This window comes from Methylocaldum szegediense (assembly GCF_949769195.1).
Lineage (GTDB): Bacteria > Pseudomonadota > Gammaproteobacteria > Methylococcales > Methylococcaceae > Methylocaldum > Methylocaldum szegediense.
Map to the genome: position 1 here is coordinate 1,456,802 of NZ_OX458333.1, position 18,408 is coordinate 1,475,209.

Sequence of the window (18,408 nt, forward strand, 5' to 3'; positions counted from 1 at the left end):
TGCCCGCTCGAAAGCGGGCACCGCCGAAAAATATCGGATGAAACTTATTGTTTTACGTTCCCCGCGATATCCCAGCCGGCCTCCGGTTTCGCGCCTGCTGCTCCTTTTTCGGTTTGTTCTATGTATTTCACCTTGAACTTAGCGAAATTGAGCGTGACGTTCTCGGTCAGGCGATCTTCGCCACCGGAACCGCCGGTGGAAATCGAGCTGATCAGGACTTGCTCCATGGTAATGGTCAGGTATTCCAAGGGGGTTTCGCCCGCTTTACGGACCACTAGAACGGCTTGGTCGAAGTGCTTGCCGTTGCAGCAGCTCTGAATCAGATCCGGGGTGGATTTATCGACGTACTTGGTAAAGCTCAAATCCTGCACGGCGACCTTACCCGATCCGCCACCACCTCCCATGTGAGTGGTGCCGCTATTGGCCATACCCCAGCTCCAAGCTAGGACATCGATCTCTTCCTTATGTGTGGCGTCTTTCGATTCGCCTTTAATCGGACCGATTTTGATGAACATATCAACAGCCATGATGCTCTCCTTTTTGAGTTGTTGTGTGAGTAAGCTTGGAAAATTCGATAGATGTGCACGCCTAGTTCAAGCGCCGCGATGTGGCGTCACTTCATAACTAAACCTCCACCCGCTTTGTTGGTTGATATTCCGGCCCCTAGCCTCCTTTGACTGAGGGTAGCTTGGATACCAGCCGTAACGACACCGTAAGCCCTTCGAGCTGGTAATGTGGTCTAAGAAAGAACTTCGCGGAGTAATAGCCTGGATTGCCCTCGACCTCATCCACAACAACCTCGGCCGCCGCCAGGGGCTTTCGAGCCTTGTCGATCTCGTCGGACATCGCCGGATTCGGATCGACATAGTTGTAAATCCAGCTTTGCAGCCATCTCTGCATGTCCTCCCGTTCCTTGAACGAACCGATCTTGTCCCTCACGATGCACTTCAGGTAATGGGCGAACCGGCAGGTGGCGAACAAGTAAGGAAGCCGCGCCGCCAGATTGGCGTTGGCCGTCGCGTCGGGATCATCGTATTCGGCCGGCTTTTGCAAAGACTGCGCTCCGATGAACGCCGCGAAATCAGAATTCTTCTTGTGGATCAGTGGCATAAAGCCGTTCTTGGCCAGTTCCGCTTCACGCCGGTCGCTGATTGCGATTTCTGTGGGACATTTCATGTCCACGCCACCGTCGTCGGTTGGGAAGGTATGCACCGGCAGCCCCTCCACGGCCCCGCCCGATTCCACGCCGCGAATTCTGGAGCACCAGCCGTAGAGCTTGAATGATCGATTAATGTTGACAGCCATGGCATACGCCGAATTGGCCCAAACATATTTCCGACTGTCGGCTCCTTCCGTATCTTCCTCGAAGTCGAACTCCTCGACCGGAGAGGTTTTCGCTCCGTAGGGCAAACGAGCCAGGAATCTCGGCATGGTGAGTCCGATATAACGCGAATCCTCCGATTCCCGCAGCGAACGCCATGCCGCATATTCGGGCGTTTGGAAAATCTTTGTGAGGTCTCGAGGGTTGGCCAGTTCGGCCCACGAGTCCATTTGCATTACAGTCGGTGCCGCCGCCGCGATGAACGGCGCGTGCGCCGCAGCGCAAATCTTCGCCATTTCACCCAGGAGTTCGACATCCGGCGGAGAGTGGTCGAAATAATAGTCGCCTACGATGCAGCCGATCGGCTTGCCGCCGAACTGCCCGTATTCTTCCTCGTAGAACTTCTTGAAAATCGGGCTTTGATCCCAAGATGTGCCTTTGAATTTTTTCAGGGTCTTTCCGAGCTCTTTTTTCGAGATGTTCAGGACACGAATCTTGAGCATCTCATCGGTCTCGGTATTGTTGACCAGGTAATGCAATCCTCGCCACGCGCTCTCCAACTGCTGGAAGTCCTCGTGATGAATGATGGCATTCACCTGCTCCGTGAGCTTGCGGTCTATTTCCGCGATGATGGACTGAATCGTTTTGATCGCATCGTCGGAAACCTTAGAAACATCCTTGAGCACGAACTCTGCCAAGGTGCTCACGGCTGACTCGACCGCCTCTCGAGCACGGTCGGTTTTCGGCTTGAATTCTTTGTTCAGGAGGCTCTTGAAGTCCGCAAACTCGCCGACTTGTTCAGCAACCTCAGTTGCGGCTTGGGTCTCTAATTCGGCCATGGCTTACTCCTCACTGCTCGAAGCATTTGCACCCGCTTCGTCCGCCGGCTTCGGAGCCGAAGCCAGTGCCTGCAGTAACGCGGGATCGTTGATAACTTTGGCGATCAATTCTTCGGCGCCGGTTTTCCCATCCATGTAGGTAATCAAATTGGCCAATTGGTTGCGCGCTTCGAGCAGCTTGTTGAGTCCTTCCACCTTCTTCGCAACCGCAGCGGGCGAGAAATCGTCCATGCTCTCAAACGTGATGTCGACGCTGAGATTACCTTCGCCGGTCAAGGTATTGGGCACTTGAAACGCCACACGGGGCTTCATGGCCTTGAGCCGCTCGTTGAAATTGTCGACGTCAATTTCCAGCAGTTTCCTATCCGCCACCGGCGGCAGTGGATCCGTGGGTTTCCCCGATAAATCTGCCATGACGGCCATAACGAACGGGAGCTGGACCTTTTTCTCGGCACCATAAACTTCCACGTCATACTCGATTTGAACGCGCGGAGCGCGGTTTCGAGCGATAAATTTCTGGCTACTTTCTGCCACGACACATCTCCTCTTGAGCTATAGAAATTAGTACGAGCTGTCTTCGGACGAAGACTCTTGCCCTCTGATCAACTCCACCTGGGAAAGTCCGTCCGGAGCCAGATCCTTGATGATTTCGATGAAGTCCATGAATACGAGCCGCTTCGCGCGCTTCAGTAACAAAGGAACCGGACTGGAAGGCTCGCATCGAGCGTAGTAATCGCAAATCAGGTCCAGCATCTTGGCCACGTCCTGCCGGCTCGCGATTTCCCCCGGCCGACCGGCACTAGGTTTCGCGACCGTGGCGCTGGTGGACTCCGATTCGTTTTCTACCTCGGGTTGGGCGGCATCGTCCCCACTAACTCCGGCGTATTCCGTTAGCGCCTGTTGCACTTCCTTGAGCAAAGTCCTCAACGGAGCGAAGTTCGGCGCCGCTCCAACGCCGACCTGATCCGTGACGAACGTCTCGATTGCGCTGAGGCTACCCAGACTCGAAGCGATCGCTTGACGGGTGGATTCCAGGGTGTCGGGATCGGCATCCATGAACGCCGCCTTGATCGTAGCTAAGTCGGGTGCGGTGCTCTCGTCGCTGCTGGGCGGAGGCAGCTTTCCACTTGCGATTTGCACATCGCGCAGACTAAAACGTCCGAGCGCGCGCGATTCGACCAAAGGCACCAGAGCGACGGGGCGCAGAATCGTCTCGAAATCACACAACCCCATGAGAATGTTGACGCGCTGGGTGGGGTCATTGTCGTCGTCCGGATCGAGCAAGGGGTAAACGTGGGGCCAGAACTTGGTGACTACGCCTTCCAAAAGCGCCAGACCGTCACGCAATCCATTCGGTCCGTCGGTATGGATCAAAGCCTGGATGAGATAGAGGATGACCTGGAGGTCGCGGGTACGCTCAAGCAGCTCCAACGCGTCTTGACGAACTTCCTTCCAGTTGGGCGGCTGCGCGGGCTCGATTCGGTCTCCGATCTGTTGTTCCGGAGTACCTTTGGCCTTATTTTCTAGCGCAATAAACGCATTATCGTATTGAAGATCTTCCCCGCACGGCGCGTCCGGAGATATTTCCGTCAGAAAAGCTTCTATGTCTAGCTCGCCCATAATCCCCCAGTCGTTGCAACCACTATCCGAGCCGTCTTGACTAACCGGTTTTTTTACGCCGGGGTCAAGCGTTCTTGATTTGTTATGTTTTTGTTTTTTTAACGTCAGAACTCGATGCGAGTACCCACCCTGAATTTAATGGCTTTCGATATCGCGATCGCCGCGCAACAAAGCATAGGCTAAAAACGCGAAAATGGCGTGAAAAAATCCCCCCGAAATATTGGCATCCACTACATCATGATCGTGCCCGATTCCAAGTCACCGCGGCACACCGCTGAGCGCCCGGATCGGCGAAGTATTCGCCCACGCTTGTCCTCCGATCATCCCTGAGATGGTGCTATTCGCCGCGCAGCTAAGTGATGAGCAAGCCCCGGGTAAGCCTAAGGTGTACGAAATCCAGCTCCTCACCATGGAAAGTAGGCGGTGGTAGGTGTTCTTCGTCGAATCTTATCGCCCAAATGCTGCCTAGACATTCGCGATCGGCGCGCCATAAAACGCCGGAGAGAAATCGGAACGGCCCACCCGCTTATTCCTTATAATTTAATTCTTAACTTTCTTGCCTTTTAGTTCGCGCAATCCCCACTTGTCAAGATGACTGCACGACGATGACGGTCACATTGTCTCGCGCGCCACGTTCCATGGCCAGCTCGATCAAGGATTCCGCTCGTTCCCTGCAATCGCCAGCTCGTAGAATTTCTTCGATTTCGGCGGGGCGGGCTTCCTTGTCCAAGCCGTCGCTGCACAGCAAGAAAACATCCCCTTCCATGATGTCGAACCTGAGGATGTCAACCACCAGTACCGGGTCTGCCCCGACGGCACGGGTAATGATATTGCAGTGTTCCTGTGGCCCAGGTTGCTCGTCCCCCAGGATGTCTAAGAACGACAGCTCGCCCGCAAGAGAATGATCCCGCGTCAGTTGTTCCAAATGTCCCAAGCGATAGCGATAAAGCCGGCTGTCCCCCGCCCACACACAGGCACCCTGATGACCTGCCACCAACAACACGACGACAGTACTGCCGATGATCTGACCACTTGGACTCTGCGCGGCCAAGTGCACTAGCTCCGCGTTCACGCGTTGAAGGGCCGACTCCACATCGGTCACGGCCTCTTCGAGGTCCATGTTAGCGGGCAAAGCTGCCAAGGCGTCGACGATGGCTCGGCTGGCGACGTCGCCAGCCTGGTGCCCGCCCATCCCGTCGGCTACTGCCCACAGGCCGATGTCCGGACGCTCGATAAACGCGTCTTCGTTGATTTTTCTCCGCTTGCCGACCACGCTGATGCCGTGCGAACGCCAGTGCCTAGGTCTCGCCTGAGACTCACCCGTTTCCGTCGGCGAGGCGAAAACCTGCGAGGAAGTATCGGGCGAGCGACGGGTGGTAACGGTCCAGCCACGCCGTTCCCAATTTCCGGTCATTAGAGCGGTGAAAGCGTCGATAGGCGGCAGATTTTCGCAGACCAGAAGTGAGGCTTCGATGTGCTCAGAGCCGGACGTACTCCAAAGGCTATAGGCTGGGAGAAATTGGCGGAGCAAACACGCGCTGAGCTCTGCGAAAGCGTCATCTACCTGATCCGGATTTTCCACTTTTAAATAAAGTGCGAACCGGCCGGCGCCTGAATTTCGAGCGGGTACCACGCCCGAAGGGTCATCCATGAAAGCTGGCAAGCTCAGCCGCTCAAGCTCGCCATCGAATTCGTCCAAATCAAAATCGTCTTCCAGCCCTGACAAAGCCAATGTTTCAAGTGTTTCGAACCAGGCACCCCCCTGGCGAAATAGGAACGGCAAACTCTGCGCTTCGGGCACAGGTACCGCTAGTGTCAGTGGATAATAACGTCCGACCTTGTCCACGCTTGGCATCAACACGCCCGCCCAAGCTCCTGTGCCGCAGACGCCAGCCCCCAGCCCGAAACGCCATATCGGACTGGTCAGATAGACGTCCAGCCAATCGCTTCCCAATTGCTCCCGACTTGCGGCAATGGCACTTTGCAGCCACTGGTCCCAGGGTTCGATGAATTGTCTAGGTAGACGCCGGGAGACGAAATCTCCGAGGGCCGGCAATTTTCCGTAGAAACCGGGGCGAGCAGATCGTTTCGTCATAGCGCTTCCGGACAGCTGAAGGTCTTCAACGCGGTGAGGCCGAACGGGTTGGTCACGCTGCCGGCGCGGAGTTCGTAGCGAGCACTGTATCCCTCTACGCGAAACGTGACCAGGAAGCGTTCGGGGAGATCGGTTTTTTCCAGAACGGCCTCATCCAACAGGCGAAAAAAAGCCCAACTGCCTTCCTTAGAGCGGCTGACCTGCCTTCCATCCACGGCCTCGAACACCACTCGAACGCCGGCTCCGCTGGAAGGTCCCGGCCATTGCAGCCGTGTGACCTGTTCCGGTCCGTGCCTATAGACAACTTCCTGCCCTTCCAGATTGAAGCGAAAGGTTGCCACGTTTTCGTCCAAAGCGATCGGCTTGAGCTCAAACGAAACAGAGGGCAGTTGACCTCCCGCCGAAAAAAAAGCGGAGCGGATCGCGGAAGCGTTCTGAAATTGCCGGATCGTCGCAGGCGAAAGTCCCAAGGATTGTTTATCCATAGCGACCTCCGTCCAGACTGGACGATTGACGTCGACGAAGGTTTTCAGATTGGTCTGAAAAAACTGGTCCAGGACACCGTTAGGAGCGAAGAACTTGGCAAAGTCCATCAATGTCGCATCCTTGGAACTGCCGGCCAGAAACGGGTAACGGCCGCTGAATGCAGCCTTACATGGGGTGGCCACCGCCGTTTTCAGCATGTCGTTCAATTCCTTCTTGGCGCCGGCCAGAGTTTGACCCCAGCCTACGGTCAGGAACGAAAGAAACCAGCCCTTCAAAGGCTCAGGCAGACGCCCGAACTCGGTCTTGGCTTGCAGCAGCACATCCCCGCCGCCGCCTCCAATCCGACCCGAGGCGCTCTTTAGCGCTTGTTCCCCGCTGAGGGCGGCGCTGCCGATTTGCAGCATGTAATCGCGCAAGGAAGCAAGGGTTGCCAAAGTCGAGTTCAGGGGCGCGGGTGTCTCTCCGCTGCTCCGCACCAGATAACTGAGTTCTTCGAACGCCGCCTCGACGCTTTGAACCGGATCCGCTTGCGAGCTGCTGCCGGCTTCCGCTTGGCGGGCAGCGTCCAGCAGCTTCTGGGTACGATCGTCGATCTTCGCCTCGGCAACCGCCGGAACCTTGTTCAAGAGCTGAGCGGTCAGCGAGGCGATCTTGGTCAGCGAGGTATTTTTTTCCACGGCTTCCAACAACCGCCGTACCGGCGTGGTGGGGCGGGAAAGGATGTCCAGCCATTCGATGGTCTGGTTGATGTCCTTGGGTCGCCTGAGCTTGATGTTGCTCAATAGATCGCTCCACGTCTTTTGGTATTCGCTTAGATAAAGCGTCCGAAAATCGCCGTGCAGGCGTTGAATTTCCGCCAAATCGACGTTTGCTTGCTTGCCCAGCACCCAGTTTTCGGTCACCGCATCCTTGATGTAATCCAAACTTTGCTTGAGAAATAGCTCGGAATAACCGTAGGCGGTGAACAAACCCGGCACCATCAGGGTCCCGATGTCCCGTCCGTCCGCCGCTACGAAAACCCGCCCGGCGTCGGGACCGAGCGCGGGTCCGAGCTTGAAGTCGTGGGACCGGTCGAGCAACGCTTCGTTCTTGAAACGGCTGTAGAGCTGAATCGTTTGCGGCACCTGGGACAGCTTCGCCCGGACCGAGGCGATCAATGCCTCGTCCATCGGCTGAGGATCGAGCCGCAACTTGAGAAGATTGTCGAGGTGAAGATTGAGTCGGGCGAGCAGGTCCGGCTCGGTGTTGAACCGACTCTCCCAGTCGCTTCGAATCCACGGGCCTGCGATCTTGGCGTCCATGCGATCCGGCTGCCCCAGCATTAGGTAGACCCGGAGAAGCTCATAGAGAACGTCCGGATTGGACGCTTCCGGGCCGCTCATGCGCTGGGCCAGGCGTTGAAGATTCACCGGGAGGAAGTACTCCCTGAGCCAGTGCTCGTAGGCATGGTTCGCAGCGAGTTGAATTTTTTCACCCTGGTAAAGACCGAAATGGGACAGCGCGCCCGAATTCTCGTAGATATCGTTGATCGCAAGCAGCGGATCGACCTTGGGAACGAAAGTCCGGAGACTTGACGGCCAATCGTTGACATTGATCTTGGCGGCCCGGTAACGTTCGATTTCTTGCTCGACCCGCTCGATCGCAGAGGTATTTCGCTGATAGCTCACCAGCCAGGCGATGATGCATCCCAGCGCCAGGATCAGAACAGATCCGTAAGCTGCCGCCTGTACCAGGCGCCGGCGCCGCTCGATCTTTGGATCCAGCCCTGCGAGTTCTGCTTCCTGGAAGATGACGTCTTTAAGTAGCCGGGTGAGAAAAAAGCTTTTTCCCCGACCGCTGAAAATCGGCACAGCCTGCCGGTTGAGCCGGAAGGTCGCGGCGAGTATGCCCATCACTCGGTCGATCGGGGTTCCTTCCTGGGTACCGCAGGTCAAATAGATGCCGCGCAGCAGTGGCCGTTCTTCGTAGCGGTTGGCGCCGAAGGCATCCTCGAGAAATCGTTCCATCAATGGCTTCAAAAGCGCCATCTGCTGCGGATAATCGAGAATCAGACTGCGCCGCTGTATGTCACGTTCCTCCTGGATGCGGCGCTGCATACGCCGGTTCAGGCGTTGAAGCAGTTCGTCATAGCCGGACGAGAATAGACTCAAAACGTCCAGTGGTTGCTTCGGGTTCTCCGCCGGAAACGTTTCTCCCCAAACCTGGGCGCGTTCTTCTTGTGTGAGGTCCGCAAAGAAATCGTTGAATCCGGCCACCAGATCGCATTTCGTGAACAGCATGTAGATGGGGAATCGAATCCCCAGTGTCGAATAGAGCTCCTGCACGCGCCGGCGGATGGCCTTGGCGTGCAAAGTCCGCTCTTCCTCCGTCTGCTGGAGCAAATCCGACAAACTCATCGTCACCAGGACGCCGTTGATGGGCCGGCGCGGACGGTGCTGCTTCAGTAGCTTAAGGAAACCGGCCCACTCCGCCGCGTCCACCGCCTGATAGCTCTCCTGGGTGGTGTAGCGGCCGGCGGTATCGATCAGCACCGCATCGTTGGTGAACAGCCACTCGCAATTCCGTGTACCGCTCACGCCGCGTATCGGCTGAGAGCCGAGGCGGTCAGCCAGGGGGAACTTGAGTCCGGAGTTTAATAAGGCTGTGGTCTTGCCCGAGCCCGGCGGGCCGATAATGATGTACCAGGGCAGTTCGTACAGGTGCTGTTTGCCGCCGCGAGTTTCCTGCAGCAGTTTCAATGCCTTCGTGAAATTCTCCGTCAGAATCTCGATATTTTCGTCGACCGCCGCGGCCTCGGCAGACTTAGTCTCGCCGCCCTCGCCCGGCGCGGCGAGGTCCTGCGCCAGTTGCCGATCCTTGCGTCCCGCGCGAATTTCCGCCACCAGGCGCCAAATGATCCAGAACACAACTACCACGGCCATCGTCAAGCCCCGTGCCCATTCGGAGGCCAAAGGCTCGGAACCGGCAATCCCAATCAAGGGACCTATAAACCAAATCAAGGCACACAGGGCGATTATTCCGACCGCCTGAACAACCCATTTATTTTTCAAGAAATTGATGACACCTTTCACGAGTTGCCTCACTGGATCAGGATGTCCACGCGCCGATTAACCGCCCGGTTCTCGGCAGAGTTGTTCGGGACCAGCGGTTCGTAGTCGGCCCGACCTTCGAAGCGAATCTTGCCCTTCAAGGCGGCGGAAGCCTCCAGGAGTTCCGCGACGTGTTTGGCGCGGGAGGTCGACAATTCGAAGTTGGACGGAAACCGGGCGGAAAAGATGGGCTTGTCGTCCGTATGGCCGGTAACCAGAGCACTGTCGCCGCTGACCTCCAACTCTTTGGCGATCTTGGCCAGCATCGGAACGAATTCCGGCTTGACCTTGTCACTCCCCGAGGCGAAGGAATTTCGAATCCGCAAAATGCGATCGTCCACCACTTCCACCATGTTTCGGGATATCTCGGCAGCCAGGATGGGTTTGAATCGCTCGGTCTTCGACATCGGCTTCGGCGGCGGCACGGGTGTTGGTGTCGGCACCGCTGCGGTTTGAACGGGAAGGTTTACCTCGTCTTTCGCGAGCGCGAACAAATCGCGGGCAACCGGATCCGATGCGGAATTGATCGCAAAAACGAACCCCAGATAGACGAGGACGAGCAAAGCCGCAGCGCCGACTGCAATCACCCAAATGGGCACGTAGCGCACGATCGGATTACGCACGTCCTTAAGTCCCTGCCAGCGAATCGACAGATCCCGCTCGAAATCTCCCTTGAGGCGCTGAATCAGCTGATAAACCTCGTTGCGCACGCGTTCCAATTGGTTGGCGCCGTTCTGCATGATGCGATACTTGCCTTCGAGGCCGAGGTTCAGGCATAGCCAGAACAGTTCGATCAGGTACAGGTTCTGCGCCGGCTGGCGTAGCAGATGCTCCAGAATCTGAAAGAACTTTTCGCCGCCCCAGGCTTCCTTGTGGAAAATCACCAGAAGGCTTTGATGCCCCCAATGGCTTTGTGCACCCCACGGCGTGTTCAGAACGGTCTCGTCCAGCAAGGTGCAGAGCGCGTAACTGGCAATGCGGGTATGTTCCTGGGAGACGCCTTGCTGCAGGACCCGGTTTTCGAACTGGCGCAACTCGTTGACCAATTGCTGCTGAAGCTCGGTCACTGCCTGATGGACTGCTGTGTTGCGCAGACGAGAAACGAGGGAGAGCAACGAGAGTGCCGCCATCACCAGCGGATTCTCACCATATGCGGCTTGCCTCCGCGCATCGAGTTGCAACTCGGGTATCCGTATTGGAGGCGGCTCGGGCGGCGGTGCCGGAGGCTGCATGGAACGGCGCTTTCCGCCGGGAGTCGGTCGCAATACGGTTTTGTCTTCGTCGTCGAAGGGGGCGAAAGGATCGTCTGAGTTCACGTTGACTTTTCCTAGGCGGCTAGACAAGTCGGGTTAAGGAATGCACGTAGCGTGACGGAGAACGCGGAGATCAGGTCTTTCTGATTGCCCACAATTCCAGTTCGAGTCCCGGAAAATTGCCGCCGATATGAATCGCGAATCCGCCGGAAGTCGCCATTTTTTTCCACAGCTCGCTTTGCTTGTCGAGTTCGAAATATGAGAAACCGGCATGATAGGGAATCTGGCGAGGAGCTACCGGCAAAGGGTGCACGGCAATTCCGGGCAGCACCGAACGCACCAGTTGCTGGATTTCCTCCACCGGACCGATCTTGACCTGGGGCGGAAAATGGATGCGCAGAAACTCCGGCGGCACCTGCGCGTTGGCAGCGAGAACGAAAACGGCACTTTCCAGAAGTTTGAGATCCGGCCTTTTGGCGCCATACACGCCGAACTTCGGCTTGCTGAGCGGAATCTGGATAGCGTTTTGTTCCAACACCATGCTGAGGAGCTGCCGCAGTTCCTCCATCACCGGCGTGAAGCATTTCTGCAGATCGTCGTGCTGGTAAACCGGAAAACTAATCGGCCGTTTGGACGGGCGGTAGAAGGTCGCCAGCTCACCAGCCATCTGCACGGCCAGGCGGTAGAAATCCTCCGGGTGAAGCGCCGAGGTGTTGGCCAGATGTTCCAGCAGCGGCTCGTAACGGTTGATGAGTTGAAGCAGCATGAAATCGGCGATTTCCGCCACCCCACCTCTTCCGGCCTCGGCCACCCGGCCGGCGAGCGCTTCCCCACGGGTATGCAGCAAGCCCTGGAGTTCCCGTAGGAATCCTCCGAGCAGCCCGGTGCCGAAGCAGTTGAGTCCAGGCGCAATGTACTTTTCGTCCAGGACGACTGTTTTGTCGGCTCGCACTTCGATGATGCGGGCAACGCCCAGGCAAACGTAGCCGGACCGCTCCTGGCGCTCGAGCATCAGACGGGTGCGCAGTTTGCCGATCTGCACCGGATACCGGCCGTCAGCACCGCTATTATGGTCCCGCACTTCCCGCTCGCCGAGACGATACCGGGCCAGGCTGTCCTCGAAAGCTTCGCTGTCGATTTCGGCGGAGTCCTGACGCCGGACGGGAAGCGACAGGAATACGACACTGTCTTTCACGTCCTCGGGTACGTCCAAAGGCAGAGGAAGCTCATCGTTCTCGGGTAGGTTGAAGGGCGTGCCGTCCGGAAATATGCCGCGCGCCTCGACCAGCGCTAACTTGCCTACGGCCAACTGGCGTTGATCGAGCTTCAGCGTGCCGAACCCCCAATCAAACGGCCGCAAACCGCTGCACCGACCGTCTATTAGCGCCTCCAGATAGCGGTCGTGCTGCTGAAAATGCTGCGGCCGGAGAAACATTCCCTCCGACCACACCACTCTGCTGTATTCGGACATATCGGTTCCTGTTGTTATTTCTTTTTTTGTTATCGGGTTTGAGCCGATTGCAGTATTCGCATCTGGCGCTCGTAGACTTCCCCGAATTCCTCCCCGAAGAAGTTCTCCAAAATATCGTTGACCGACTCAGGATACGCCTTGCTGTAGGCCTCCCAGCATTTCGCCTTCCTTTGAAAGACGATGCCCTCCTCATACAGCTTCTCGAACCGTTGAGGATCGAACCGCTTCAGAGCCGCCGCCAGCGCCGCCTGTATGCCCGCCGTCATCGCCATCTGATGATTCATGAGGTCGGCAAACCCTCCCCGCACGGCTTCCACGGGATCCATGAATCCCGGATGGTTTTGCGCCAGCATGATCTTGAGCGCGTCATCCACGTTCGGGGTAAATTTTAGCGGGTTATTCTCAACCGGCCGCATAGTGGTCACCGAGACACGGAACTGGCTTTTCAACTCGGCTCGTGCCCGCATGACGGTCATCATGCCTTCAACAAAGGAGCGGAGCAGGACCCCGACGGTTTTCATAACTGCCGGCATGTCCTCATCTTTGATCCATCCGGTATTGGAGGCAATTCCGGCCCCTTCCAGGAAAGCAGCAAACAGACCCCGGTCAGCCGTGTGCGTTGCTGCTGGGCCGGAAGGAACGGAAGGAACGGGCGGACTGGCGGAAACCGATTCCGCAGCGGCGAGCGATGAACCGCCGACAGGCGAATCTACCCAGGCATCGATCGCCGGAACGGTCGCGCGAGATGGAGCTGGCTCCTCGGACGGCACTACAGCCGCTTGCTCGTGGGAAACGAGGTTCTCGGCACTCGGCGGATGTGCGGCTTCCACGGATTCGGCTGCCGGTCCGAAATCCGGCGCTGGTTCCGTCATGGCTTGCGGCTCGACGGTTGCGTCCGGTTCCGGGCCAAGACCGCTCAAATCGATCCCTTTGAAGAAATCGTCCTCTGGCTCCCAGCTTTCGGCGACGGGCGCAGGCATTTCCGGCCCCTGTCCGCCCGAATCCAGATCGCGCAGGAGGTCTTCGAAATTAAAATCGAGCTCCGGCGATTCCTGCGGCTTTTCGACATCGGGCGGAATGAAACTTTCGTGGAACGGCGATACATCCGGCTGGCCGATGAAACTCGGCCCCGACGACTGCGGTTTATCGGTTTCCGCTGGTGGAAGGTCGAACGGGGAAGACCACGCCGGCGTTTCAGCCCATGCCTCAGGTTCCGGCACGGGGGCTGCGGGCGGCACCGGCGGCTCTCCGAACGGGTCGAAATCGAACGAAGGCTCCTCCGGAGGTGCCGGCGGCTTTCCGAACGGACCGAAACTGAACAGTGGTTCATTCGGCGATTCCGGTGGCTCCCCAAACGGGTCAAAACCGAACGACGGCTCGTCCTGCGGTCCCGGCGGCATAGGGACTTCGACAACGGCGATTTCATATTCGCCGATCCTCAGCACATCGCCATTCGACAGTGGCGCAGTGTCATGCTGAAGGAGCATATCCTTATTGACGAAATAGGTCCCGGCGGTACTCGAGTCGGTGAACGAGTAGACACCGTTCCGAAATTCGATCGAACCGTGTTTGCGGGAAATGAACTTGTCTGGATCGGGCAAGACGAAGCGGTTGTCCGGCGAGCGTCCTATGGAGCCGCCTTCCTGGTCGAAGGTACAGGACGTCGCCTCCGCGACGGGTGAGCCCTTATAACTGAGAACTTTGAGGATCAGTGCCATGATGCGTGCTTCGGTCGAGCCCCTGATTGCCAAGCAATAAGCATAGACAATCGTAATCACGGAAAACCGAGGTCCTGGAAACAACCGGCAACATAATGAGGCGATTCAGGATCTCAGTCCCTTCTGCCTTCCCTGATCCATTTTTTCCATCGAACCGGCAATAGCTTACACGCGAACGTCGGATAGACAAAACGCGCATAGGCCGCAAAATCGGCCACTTGCCGCCGCGGAGTTCGGCAGCTAAGCTCAAAGTCGTTGTATCACTTCAGAATCAGAGTCTTCGTCATGCGCGTAGCCATACTTTTCCTCGGCTTTTTGACTTTCCTAGTTCTCGCGGGCTGTGCGTCGGACGAACCGAAACCGACGCCGCTACCGCCGACCATTGTACAGTTGCGAATTGAGGCATCGCCCGGCATCAACCTCGACGGGGAAGGCCGTCCCTCGCCCTTGTTGCTTCGCGTCTATCAACTGCGGCAGACAGCCGCCTTCAACGGTGCCGATTTTTTCGCGCTTTATCAGAACGAACAGAGCGTTCTCGGCGGTGATGTCGCAGGCAAAGAGGAATTCATCCTGCGTCCCGGCGAAAAACGCGAGCTTTCGTTCGAAGCGAAACCCGAGGTAGCGGCGATCGGAGTATTTGGCGCTTACCGCAATCTCGATTCGGCTCAATGGCGGGCCTCGACTGCAATTCCCCCGAACACGACCAGCATAGTCAAACTCCGCGTCAGCGGCGACCGGCTCGATTTGCGACCTCCCGAAGCGACCGATGAGGCGCCTGTCGAATAGTTCCGGCGCCACGCTTCCCGTGCGTCAGGTCATTATTACGGCGGTTTTCTCGTTCGCGGTACTGCTGGCGGGCGGCTGTGCTTCACCCACGCAGCGCATCGCCGAAGCGGCGGCGGGTTTCGGCTATCAGCCGCTCGAACTGGAGGGAAAGGGCTTCAAGCTCACGGCTTTCTTCAAACCCGGCGCGGAAAAGACCGGCAAGCCCTTACACCTTTATTTGGAGGGCGACGGCACGCCTTGGCTGTCGCGCCTTAAGATTTCGGACGATCCTACTCCCCGCGATCCCGTCATGCTGAGATTAATGGCTTTGGATGAAGGTCCTGCCCTTTATCTAGGCCGTCCTTGTTATTACGGCCATGCCACTGACCCGGGTTGTTCACCAGCCCTGTGGACGAACAGACGTTATGGCCCCGAAGTTGTCGATAGCCTGGCACACGCCTTGCGGGTATTCCTCTCCGGAAACGGCGCCCGACGGCTCGTTTTTTTTGGCCACAGCGGCGGCGGCGCGCTGGCTGTTTTGCTGGCATCCCGCTTCCCGGAAACCGACGCGGTTGTGACCTTGGCCGGGAATCTCGATATCGACGCCTGGACCGGATATCACGGCTACAGCCCGCTTGCGGGCTCGCTCAACCCGGCCGAGGCCAAGACCGACGGCGTGCTCGAATATCATTTTCTAGGCGAGGGCGACCGCATCATACCACCTTCCGTCTTCGAACCCATCGCGAAACGACGGCCCCACGCACGGGTTTTCGTGCTTCCGGATTTCGACCACCGATGCTGCTGGCAAGAGGTGTGGAAAGAGATTCTGCAACGGACCGCCGACATCGATTCGAACGCCACAAGAGCCTCGAAGTAATCAATCCTACAGTTTTAAGCCATTCGACCAAATCCGTTTTCTAGAGAAGCCACCGACATGAAGCCGCTGCGAAAGAAATGCCTCGCCCTTGCCGTATCCACCACCCTGCTGATCGGCTGCGCCTCGCAGCCTGGGGACCGGGAGGAAATGGCCCGCGCCGTCGAGGGCTATATTGAGGATGTGGACAAATTATTCGTCGTCGACTGCCTGCTTCCTGGCCAGGTCCGAAAACTCGGATCGCAGATGACGTATCTCAGCGCCCGCCGACCGATTAGGACTACGGCCGCCGATTGCGAAGTCCGCGGCGGCGAATACGTTGCCTACGATCGCGCGAACTATTCCACGGCCCTGAATGTCTGGCTGCCCAAGGCCCAGGAAGGCGATGCCACGGCCCAACTCTACGTCGGACAAATTTACGAGAAAGGACTGGGGCAGGCTCCCGACTACCGCAAGGCGGCCGAGTGGTATCGAAAAGCGGCTGAACAAGGCAACGCACAGGCCCAAATCAATCTTGGACACCTTTACGAAAAAGGCGCGGGCGTCCCCAAGGACAGCGTCACCGCGGCCCGCTGGTATCAAAAGGCGGCGGGACTCGAGGGTAGCGAATTGAGCTTCGTTCCCGCGATCGCGGCCTCTGAAGCGCAACGCCTGGAATTGGAAACGCTGCGCCAGGCTGCCGAACGCAGCCGTCTCGAAGTGGAGGAACTCCGCAGCGAACTGAACGCTACACGGCGACAATTGCAGGCACAGCAGGATGCGCTACGTAAATCACAGGAGGAAATCGACACCCTTCGGGAAAGGTTGGCTCGGCAAAAGGCGGTCTCGACGACCGGCGACGATCCGAAGGTTCGAGAGCTCGAGGAAGAGCTGAGACAGAAGACCGCACTCCTTAAGGCACAGCAGGCCAAGGTTAGCCAAATGACGGCCGCGTTCGGCCGTGAGCGCCAGAAACTTAAGCAGGAATTAGCCGCCGCCCAGGCACAGGCAGCTTCCGTAAAGGCTACTTCGGAGACCGGGCCGGCAACGAACGGCAAAGCATCGAATACCACGCGCAAACGCCTCGACGAAGCTGAAAACGCGCTCCAGGCGAAAATGGAGGAGTATCAAAGGAAATCGGCTGAACTGACCGCATGGCTGACACAGGTGGACAAACCCAACGGGGGCGTCTCGCGCGCGCAGATCGATCGGCGAAAGTCCGAGCTCCAAAACCAAGCCAGAGAGATCGCCGCGCTCAAGGAAACGGTGGAACAGCTAGCCGCAAAAGTTCAGGAGCAGCCGTCGCCCGAAATGCTCGCTCAGGCGGGTCCCCTGGTGGAAATTATCGACCCACCGGTCACCATGACCCGCGGTGCCCGGATGATTCAGATCGGACCCGAGGCTAAAGAAATCGTTGGAAAAGTCGAATCGTCGACCGAGCTTTTGTCGCTGATCGTCAACGACAAGCCTTTGGTGCCAGATGCTTCCGGCATTTTCCGATATCCGTTGAACCTCGGAGACCCGTCGGGTTCGGTCAAGATTACCGCCACCGACAAGAAGAACAAGGTCACGAGCCTGGATTTCACCCTCGTCGGGCCCTCCGCGAAGTCAGTCGAAACGACGGCAACGGCGCCGGTCGAAACCAAACGCACGGGACGACCGACTGACATCGATTTCGGCAAGTTTTACGCACTCATCATCGGCAACAACAGCTATGTCGCCTACCCTGGACTGCAAACGCCGATCAACGACGCGAAGAGCCTGGATGTCATCCTGCGGGAGCGCTACGGGTTCCATACCAAGCTCCTTCTCAACGCCAACCGCCATCAAATCATGACGGCGCTGAACGAAATCCACAAAAAGTTGACGGCGAACGACAATCTATTGATCTACTATGCAGGACACGGCGAAATCGATCCCGCCACGAATCTCGCCTACTGGCTGCCCACCGACGCCGAAGTCGGCAATCCGGCCAACTGGATCTCCAGCCAGAGTATCACCGAACTCCTGAGCATCATGCCGGCGCGCCACGTTCTGGTCGTGGCTGATTCCTGCTACTCCGGCGCCATGACCGGATCGGCCGTGGCCAAGCTGCCGGATACGATGGACGAAAGCAAGCGCACAAAATGGTTAAAGATTATGGCCACGCGCAAAGCGCGAATGGTTCTCACCTCTGGCGGTGTAAAACCGGTGCTCGACCAGGGCGGCGGCGGCCATTCCGTATTCGCCAACGCTTTCCTCGGCGTATTGCGCGCCAACAAGGGCATTCTGGAAGACTACGACGTGTTCCGCGCAGTAGCTGGCCAAGTCAAGGCATCGGCCGCGAAAGCCGGTTTCGAACAAGTGCCTCAATATGCGCCACTCCAACACGCCGGCCACGAAGGTAGCCCGTTCTTTTTCGTGCCGAGCGCCTGAGGAGGAAATACATTTAGGAACCCCTGAACAAGCGGATTCCGTTCCTGGTTCGACAATCTCACCTTAAATGGAATCAATAGGTTACCGTGCGTCCTGAGCCCTTGGACTCGGCTCAGGACAGGGCTGTCGGAGGGCTTGATCAGAGCTTCCTTGACCGAACGGCGCCGAGGCTGCTGTTCCTGGACGAGATCGGCTGTTTGCCGCACGCACACAACAACGCGAATCTCTTTTTTCAACGTCATCGCCAAGCGCCACGAGCGAACGCCGACCGTCGAACGACACCGGCGTTGGTAAAAGGGCATTGAAAACCGGCTCACTCGGCGTACATTGTGCAGATCGACTATGTCGATCTGGAACAATCCGGAGCCTACGTGTTAGGGCCCTGGAACACCACGCTTAGTCTCTCGCACGAATATTTCCAGGCGGCTTTCAGCAATACCTCCGAAGGAACGTGGAGGGTTCCGCTCGATCTGATATGATGAA

General features: G+C 57.6%; 13 protein-coding genes. 4 read left to right on the plus strand and 9 right to left on the minus strand.

Annotation, left to right across the window (positions count from 1 at the left end):
• Positions 1–44: 44 nt before the first annotated feature.
• From QEN43_RS06150 to tagH, 9 genes are all read right to left on the minus strand, one after another.
• Complete coding sequence (locus QEN43_RS06150; protein WP_026610840.1) at positions 45–527, minus strand: Hcp family type VI secretion system effector; 483 nt, start codon at positions 525–527, stop codon at positions 45–47.
• 136 nt (positions 528–663) lie between these two features.
• Entirely contained in the window at positions 664–2,160 is a 1,497-nt protein-coding gene (gene tssC, locus QEN43_RS06155) for a type VI secretion system contractile sheath large subunit (protein WP_317963836.1), read from the minus strand.
• A gap of 3 nt (positions 2,161–2,163) precedes the next feature.
• Positions 2,164–2,694, minus strand: a complete 531-nt coding sequence (gene tssB / locus QEN43_RS06160; RefSeq protein ID WP_026610838.1) for a type VI secretion system contractile sheath small subunit — start codon at positions 2,692–2,694, stop codon at positions 2,164–2,166.
• A gap of 27 nt (positions 2,695–2,721) precedes the next feature.
• The gene (tssA, locus tag QEN43_RS06165) at positions 2,722–3,780 is read right to left on the minus strand and encodes a type VI secretion system protein TssA (RefSeq protein WP_036269021.1); all 1,059 of its coding nucleotides are present in this window, start codon (positions 3,778–3,780) and stop codon (positions 2,722–2,724) included.
• Positions 3,781–4,366: 586 nt separating this feature from the next.
• Complete coding sequence (gene tagF / locus QEN43_RS06170; protein ID WP_026610836.1) at positions 4,367–5,875, minus strand: type VI secretion system-associated protein TagF; 1,509 nt, start codon at positions 5,873–5,875, stop codon at positions 4,367–4,369.
• Positions 5,872–9,432: a type VI secretion system membrane subunit TssM gene (gene tssM / locus QEN43_RS06175; protein ID WP_317963837.1), complete on the minus strand. Its 3,561-nt coding sequence runs from the start codon at positions 9,430–9,432 to the stop codon at positions 5,872–5,874. The genes tagF and tssM overlap by 4 nt, the downstream gene beginning before the upstream one ends.
• Positions 9,433–9,440: 8 nt before the next feature.
• On the minus strand, positions 9,441–10,766 hold the full coding sequence (gene icmH / locus QEN43_RS06180) for a type IVB secretion system protein IcmH/DotU (protein WP_317963838.1): 1,326 nt from the start codon (positions 10,764–10,766) through the stop codon (positions 9,441–9,443).
• A 70-nt stretch (positions 10,767–10,836) separates the two neighbouring features.
• Positions 10,837–12,174 carry a type VI secretion system baseplate subunit TssK gene (gene tssK / locus QEN43_RS06185; protein WP_026610833.1) on the minus strand — a complete coding sequence of 446 codons (1,338 nt, stop codon included), beginning with the start codon at positions 12,172–12,174 and terminating at the stop codon, positions 10,837–10,839.
• A gap of 29 nt (positions 12,175–12,203) precedes the next feature.
• Positions 12,204–13,952, minus strand: coding sequence for a type VI secretion system-associated FHA domain protein TagH (gene tagH / locus QEN43_RS06190; RefSeq protein ID WP_051331805.1), 1,749 nt, complete (start codon positions 13,950–13,952; stop codon positions 12,204–12,206).
• A 225-nt stretch (positions 13,953–14,177) separates the two neighbouring features.
• Between tagH and tssJ the strand changes: the two genes are divergently transcribed.
• From tssJ to QEN43_RS06210, 4 genes are all read left to right on the plus strand, one after another.
• On the plus strand, positions 14,178–14,678 hold the full coding sequence (gene tssJ, locus QEN43_RS06195) for a type VI secretion system lipoprotein TssJ (protein ID WP_051331804.1): 501 nt from the start codon (positions 14,178–14,180) through the stop codon (positions 14,676–14,678).
• Positions 14,659–15,534 carry an alpha/beta fold hydrolase gene (locus tag QEN43_RS06200; RefSeq protein WP_051331803.1) on the plus strand — a complete coding sequence of 292 codons (876 nt, stop codon included), beginning with the start codon at positions 14,659–14,661 and terminating at the stop codon, positions 15,532–15,534. The genes tssJ and QEN43_RS06200 overlap by 20 nt, the downstream gene beginning before the upstream one ends.
• Before the next feature lie 57 nt (positions 15,535–15,591).
• Positions 15,592–17,925 carry a caspase family protein gene (locus QEN43_RS06205; RefSeq protein WP_026610831.1) on the plus strand — a complete coding sequence of 778 codons (2,334 nt, stop codon included), beginning with the start codon at positions 15,592–15,594 and terminating at the stop codon, positions 17,923–17,925.
• A gap of 329 nt (positions 17,926–18,254) precedes the next feature.
• On the plus strand, positions 18,255–18,404 hold the full coding sequence (locus QEN43_RS06210) for a hypothetical protein (protein ID WP_156912817.1): 150 nt from the start codon (positions 18,255–18,257) through the stop codon (positions 18,402–18,404).
• Positions 18,405–18,408: the final 4 nt, after the last annotated feature.